This window comes from Lysinibacillus sp. NPDC093190 (assembly GCF_050280425.1).
Taxonomy (GTDB): Bacteria; Bacillota; Bacilli; order Bacillales_A; family Planococcaceae; genus Lysinibacillus.
This window is the reverse complement of sequence record NZ_JBNNVG010000048.1, coordinates 21407-27619: the sequence shown is the minus strand read 5'-3', so window position 1 is coordinate 27619 and position 6213 is coordinate 21407. Positions and strand designations below refer to the sequence as shown.

General features: G+C 38.4%; 9 protein-coding genes. 1 reads left to right on the top strand and 8 read right to left on the bottom strand.

Going from position 1 to position 6213, the window contains the following annotated elements; translation table 11 throughout:
- Nucleotides 1–188: hypothetical protein (locus ACQKOF_RS23760; RefSeq protein ID WP_427562541.1), on the bottom strand; the 188-nt coding region annotated here is incomplete at its 3' end.
- A 95-nt stretch (nt 189–283) separates the two neighbouring features.
- Here ACQKOF_RS23760 and ACQKOF_RS23755 point away from each other — a divergent pair.
- Nucleotides 284–526 carry a hypothetical protein gene (locus ACQKOF_RS23755; RefSeq protein WP_427562538.1) on the top strand — a complete coding sequence of 81 codons (243 nt, stop codon included), beginning with the start codon at nt 284–286 and terminating at the stop codon, nt 524–526.
- Between the two features lie 147 nt (nt 527–673).
- Here the strand turns inward: ACQKOF_RS23755 and ACQKOF_RS23750 are convergent, their stop codons facing one another.
- From ACQKOF_RS23750 to ACQKOF_RS23720, 7 genes are all read right to left on the bottom strand, one after another.
- Entirely contained in the window at nt 674–1102 is a 429-nt protein-coding gene (locus tag ACQKOF_RS23750; protein WP_036215142.1) for a S1 domain-containing RNA-binding protein, read from the bottom strand.
- A gap of 134 nt (nt 1103–1236) precedes the next feature.
- Nucleotides 1237–1701, bottom strand: coding sequence for an FtsB family cell division protein (locus ACQKOF_RS23745; RefSeq protein ID WP_427562534.1), 465 nt, complete (start codon nt 1699–1701; stop codon nt 1237–1239).
- A gap of 17 nt (nt 1702–1718) precedes the next feature.
- A complete protein-coding gene (gene yabQ / locus ACQKOF_RS23740; protein WP_370047875.1) occupies nt 1719–2210 on the bottom strand; it encodes a spore cortex biosynthesis protein YabQ in 492 nt (163 codons plus the stop codon).
- The gene (gene yabP, locus ACQKOF_RS23735; protein WP_004229167.1) at nt 2207–2506 is read right to left on the bottom strand and encodes a sporulation protein YabP; all 300 of its coding nucleotides are present in this window, start codon (nt 2504–2506) and stop codon (nt 2207–2209) included. Before yabP ends, yabQ begins: the two co-directional genes overlap by 4 nt.
- A 172-nt stretch (nt 2507–2678) precedes the next feature.
- Complete coding sequence (locus tag ACQKOF_RS23730) at nt 2679–2969, bottom strand: RNA-binding S4 domain-containing protein (RefSeq protein ID WP_053485331.1); 291 nt, start codon at nt 2967–2969, stop codon at nt 2679–2681.
- Between the two features lie 4 nt (nt 2970–2973).
- The gene (gene mazG / locus ACQKOF_RS23725; RefSeq protein ID WP_427562530.1) at nt 2974–4440 is read right to left on the bottom strand and encodes a nucleoside triphosphate pyrophosphohydrolase; all 1467 of its coding nucleotides are present in this window, start codon (nt 4438–4440) and stop codon (nt 2974–2976) included.
- Nucleotides 4441–4449: 9 nt separating this feature from the next.
- Complete coding sequence (locus ACQKOF_RS23720) at nt 4450–6072, bottom strand: putative polysaccharide biosynthesis protein (RefSeq protein ID WP_427562527.1); 1623 nt, start codon at nt 6070–6072, stop codon at nt 4450–4452.
- Nucleotides 6073–6213 lie beyond the last annotated feature (141 nt).

Sequence of the window (6213 nt, the reverse complement as noted above, 5' to 3'; positions counted from 1 at the left end):
CGCTTCGCTTTCGCACAGACAAAACCCCGTTGTTGCTGTCGCTTCGCTTTCGCACAGACAAAACCCCGTTGTTGCTGTCGCTTCGCTTTCGCACAGACAAAACCCCGTTGTTGCTGTCGCTTCGCTTTCGCACACAAAATAATTGTTGCTCCTAGCGGCTCATCGGAAGCTCCTTGGAAAGCGCCCAATCAAAACGAAAATCACCCCCACGTTATGGTGATGAGCTGAAAAATATGGCATACTAATAATGAAAAGAGCGTGTTGACTAGGAGGTTTATTCCCTTTGAGTTCATTAACTAAAGCTGCTTTAATTTGTGGAAGTGGCTCTATGATTATTCTCGTATCCATTCTTATTAATTTACCATTTGCTGTACAAATATTTTTACTCCTCACCGGTTTAGCGGTTAGTGTATATGGTGTGTTTTTACTCGTCAAAATGGTTGTTAATCCAGCCGAAAAGACTTCAGCAACACTCACTGAACAAGCACCTCCTAAAAAGAAGAACAGACCGACATCCACGTTGTAGGACGACACGTAGATCCTACTAGAAAAGTTATTATGACTTATAGCTAGATGCGATGAAAAGATTATTAAAAAAAGGGATTAGCTTTATTAAAAGGCTAATCCCAACTCTATTTAATACACTTTTTCTACGATTAAAACAGTCAGCAAACTACCCTCTTCTAGCTCCGCGACCACCGCGTTTTGATTCTGTAGCACGTTTAAGTGTTGCTAGGCGCTCATCACTATCTTTTAAGAAACGTGCCATTTTTTGCTCAAAATTCTCTTTCGGCTGATGACGATCGTTACGATCATTAGAACGATTATCGCGACGCGGGCGTGCTGGACGCTCTGGTCTCTCTGCTTGAGGCTTTGCTTTACGGATTGAAAGACCGATCTTTCCGTCCGCTTCAACATTCATCACTTTTACTTCAACTTCATCTCCAACTTTTAGATGCTCATTGATATCTTTTACATAATTGTCAGCAACTTCACTGATGTGTACTAAGCCTGTTTTGCCATCTGGCAGCTCAACGAATGCTCCAAAATTTGTGATTCCTGTTACTTTACCTTGTACCTTGCTGCCTACTTCAATTGACATAAAAAAAATGCTCCTCCTTAAAAATTAAGCGACTCATTTGAGTCATGTAATCAATTTAATCAAACTTTTTACTGCAATAAGTTTCTCTTTTCATTATATATAACAATAAAATAGTGTCAACAATACATAGCTTTTCAGTCGTCTTTTTTACCTTTCTTTTCTGACATGTCGTCTTTTTTATCTGTTTTCCCAGGTACATCGCCTTTTTTATCTTTTTCGTCCGGTATAATGAAAATTATTTCACCTTTTTCGGATAGAAAATAATCTTTGCGTAATAGCTTTGCGATATACTCATCATCCTCTAACTGTTTAATTTTAAGATTTAACGAATCTCGCACTTCTTTCAAATCAGAGAGATGTTCCTTCGCTTCAACCTTTTTCTGCTCTTTTGCAGCTAGCGTCTCACTCTGATTAAAAAGTATATTTACGAGAAAGGCAATAATAACGACTGGTATAATCGCAAAAAAGCCAATACGGCGCATTTTCCGTTTCCGCGCTTGAATTTTACGATTTATAGCTTTATCCGTGTTACGGACATAGTCATTATCAAGTTTAGTATAGTTTTGTTGGCCATCATTTGATGAACGACGTATAGTCATGCCCGCACCCCCGAAAATTATTGTTGTCTTTTATTATACTTGATAAATCGAATTTTTTTTAAAAAAGTGTTGGACAAATACGAATAAATTTTGACAAAAGGTCTTAAAACAAACGCCCCAATACTTATTAAGAGTTTAAAAATTTGTCGAATGATAGCACTTATTAATCGTATGATGAACCACAGGGGTCTCCATGTTATATTCACCAAAACTCTTGCGACGAAACGTAAAAAAGTTTGAAAAAACGTTTGATACAAAAAAATTCCGGCTATTTGCGCTAGCGGGTCATAAGCCCGCCAAGCGCCATCTTTTAGCCAAAATAATAAATAGTATGTCAAGCCTCCGAGCAGAATCCAGGTAAGTAGTTCAAATACCATCATCCATCTTCGAAGGCTTGACCTTTTTGGAGTTGAAAAAACAATGAGCCTTACACTATCAATAATGAACCCGACTGCTATACCGCTCAAAACCATGACTAATAGTTGAACAAATTGTTCACTAACAATCATCCAAACAACTTATGAAGGAAACCTTTCGAGAAGCCACTTTCCTCCTCGTCGTACTGCAAAGTTTTTACAGTTCCTTCAAGCGTCAATAACCCTTTGTCAACATCTAAATGAACGATATGCAGTTCTTCTCCACGGATTAACAAATGCCCTTGGGACGTCTTGATGAAAAACTCTTCCTGATCAAAGCGTTCAATTGATTTTACAGAAGTCATGTCCATTCTTTTACGATTACGAATCGTTAAAATATGTTCTCCAGATGGAATTGTGTAACGGTTACTTTCTTGATGTAGCGTCATTTTCTTCCTCCTTTAGTCGTCCTAGCTTCTGTTCACTTTATGCGGACAACCTTAAAAGCATGACAACTTTATTAAAGTTGCTACACTTTTATCTCCAACATTTATAGCAAAAGCCTAGCGACAACTTCAGAAGTCTCCTACATTATTGTTAATGAGATGCCGTTAAGTTTAATTAATCCTCGTCATCAATAAATTCAGGTTCAACTTTTTCAAGACGCTCTTCCTTCAAAATAGTAAACATTTTTGCGGCATCTTCTTTTTTCACAGTATCACGTAATTCTTCTACACGTGCTGTCACAACTTTTTGTCCAAAACGAATGGCTAGCTCGTCGCCCGCTTTAACAGTACTACTAGCTTTTGCGACCTTACCATTGATCGTAATACGGCCTTGGTCTGCTACTTCTTTCGCTAATGTACGACGCTTAATTAAACGTGATACCTTTAAAAATTTATCTAATCGCATATTTTTACTCCTTTTCTAGCTGCTTTGCTTCATCCCAGAAAGCATCTAATTGTTCTAATGTATAATCAGAAAACGGCTTTCCGCTTTCCTTTACCTTTGCTTCCACATAGCCAAAGCGTCTCGCAAACTTCTCATTGGCATGTAACATAGCCTCTTCTGGAGATAGCTTGTAGAAACGTGCTAAATTCACAAGTGTGAACAAGACATCTCCAAATTCATCAAGACGTGACGCATTTGTACCTTTCGTCACCTCATTACGAAATTCCTGCCATTCCTCCGCAAACTTGTCCCATGCGCCCTCTACATCAGGCCAATCAAATCCTACCTTCGCAGCTTTTTTTTGATAATTATATGCTGTTTGTAGAGCAGAGGACGCCCGGTATTCCTCTTTTAATAGCGGCTTATCACTTATACCCTTTTCTTCCGCTTTTATAACTTCCCAATTTGCTACAACACCCTCAGCATCTTCCACCGATACATCTCCAAATACATGCGGGTGTCGACGAATCATTTTTTCACTTATTGATGCCAATACATCTTCCAATGTAAAGTAACCTTGATCTTCTCCGATTTGTGCATGAAGGAATACTTGTAATAGTACATCTCCAAGCTCCTCGATCATCGCAAAGTCATCCTCTGCATCTACCGCTGCCAAATATTCGTGTGCTTCTTCTAGTAAATATTTTTTCAGCGACTCATGTGTTTGCTTTTGATCCCACGGACAGCCGTTCGGACCTCGTAAAACAGCAATAATTTGACGGAAAGTTGTCCAGTCTCGTAAAGCGTCCTCTTGTGATTTCACAGGCGGCACATATACCGTTGTTAAATTGTCCACCTCAACGCTTTGGTCGAGCTCATAAAGTGGTACCGTCACTAATTTTTCCTGTGACGAGCCCGCTGCTGTAACGACTGTAATAGGGTATTCGTCATCGTATTTCTCCATTAACGTTAGCTTTACTTCTGATGCACTAAATGTATCATATACTTGGGCTATTAAAATATGTTGACGCATGTTAATGTCATGCATAGAAAAGCTAGTGCCATCCAGCAGCTGAAAACCCTCAATTGGGTCGATTTTTAATGCGCCAAATATTGGATCTAAGAAGCTTTGCCCACCTTCAATGACTAGTTTTAGTTTTACTTTTCCCTCATCCGCAGCGGCAATAAGCAATTGTACAGTCTGCTCTGCGACAAGTGGATGCCCCGGTACAGCGTACATAACATCTTCATTTGCTGTAACAGCCACAAGCTTTTCTGCAATTTCCTCATATACAGGCTGGAACGAATTATGTTTTTCATAGACTGCGTCAAAGCTTTCAAATTGTAAGCCCTCAGCTGATAATTCTTTTAATACAGGATGGTCCACTGTACGAACATATAATTTTCTAGCCGCTTTTAGTTTTTTATAGACACCCATTTGCAGCTGATTAAAATCACCCGCACCCAGACCAATAACTGTTAAAGTATTCAATCAATCCACCTACTTCTTTCGATTTAACCATAATTGATAAACTGCCATTTTGCGCCCAAACGGTAGTAAGTACCACTCTTTTTCGACTAGTACTCGTAACTTAGCAATTATTGTGATCATTACAAACGCTCCTAAACACACGGCTGAAAAACCTGCTACCACTGCGACAAATCGAGGTGATAAAAATTGGTTTAACAACGATGGTATAAACTGTAGCCAAACTAGCACTACAGCTGCCATACTAAGTGATGCAATTCCAACTTTTTTGTAAAAATTCGCTGACGCTAATTGAATGGCAGTCATTCTTTTTAAATAGAAAATAAGCATTAGGGCAGTAAACAAAAGACCTACATTGTTAGCAATAGCTGCACCTAAAACACCAAATAAATTAATTGTCAGCACATTCAATATTATTTTTAATATGAAACCTATAATCAAAAATAAAGCCGGCTTTTTTAATTTCCCATAGCCTTGCAAAATAGCTGTAAATGTCAAAATAATCGACAACGGCACAATTTGTAATACATATACCATAAGTACTCCCGACAGTGCATCTGTTTTAAAGAGCATGGCATTAATATAAGGCATAACGAGTATTAAACCTAGAGATGCTGCCCACCCAAATAATACAGACGCTTTATACGTTAGTTGAATAAACGGAATCGCACTACGACCTTCCTGTTTTTTGGACATATGCGCGACAAGAGGCACAATAGCAAGCGAAAGTGAAGAAGCAATGACAACTCCGAGCTGTACCAACGGCTGCCCACGATCATAAACACCTTTTGTTGCCTTAGCTACAGTCTGATCCATTCCACCTTCAATTAATAGTGAATAAATTGTAAAGGAATCAACTAGCTGATAACCAAGTAACAATAGGCCACTCATGCTTACACTTAAACTCAGCAATGTAACCTCTTTAATAATCGGAAAACTTTCGATACGTCGCTGTTGTTTCTTATCATTAAATAGACCAAAACGTTTTTTAAAGATAAACACAAGTAATATAAAACCTACAATTTCACCAATAACTGTACCTATAATAGCCATTTGTCCAGCACTATATAGTGATTCTGTCGTCTTCATAATGATAAATGTTCCTGCTATAATGACAGATACTCTCACAGCTTGTTCAAGGACTTGCGCATAAGCAATTGGCTCCATTATGCCTCTTGATTGGAAGCCGCCCTTTAAAATAGCATGAGCTGGCATGACAAGTACTATAAATGAACCCGTCCGTATTAAAGGTGCAAGTTGAGTATCGCCCATGAGCTGTGCAATTATTTCAGCACCACTAAATAAAGCAACAAAAAACAACAACGATAGTACTGTTAAATAACGAAAAACAATACGCATAATACCGCTTCGTTTCTGATTTCTCTCTAGCGGGTCTAAAATACAATCATTATCTGCAAGCATTTTAGAAATAGCTACTGCAAATCCACTAGCTGTCCATACGACAAAAATAGATATAACTGGATACACCTGCTGATAAATATAAAATCCTTCATCACCAACAAGATTTTGAAAAGGCACACGATAAATTGCACTTAGAACTTTCACAACAAGAGCAGCAATTGTAAGTAAGGCTGCGCCCTTCATGTAGCTTTTCATGCCAAAACGTTCCGACATAAATTGCCCTCTTTCCTTCTTTAACAATGCCAATAGTATAGCATATCTCAAAAGTTTGACGCGCTCGATAGCACTACCATAAAACTATGTACGAAAAAAAAGTTATTGTTCAACCTAAAAGGTCAGCGCAATAACTTTCAA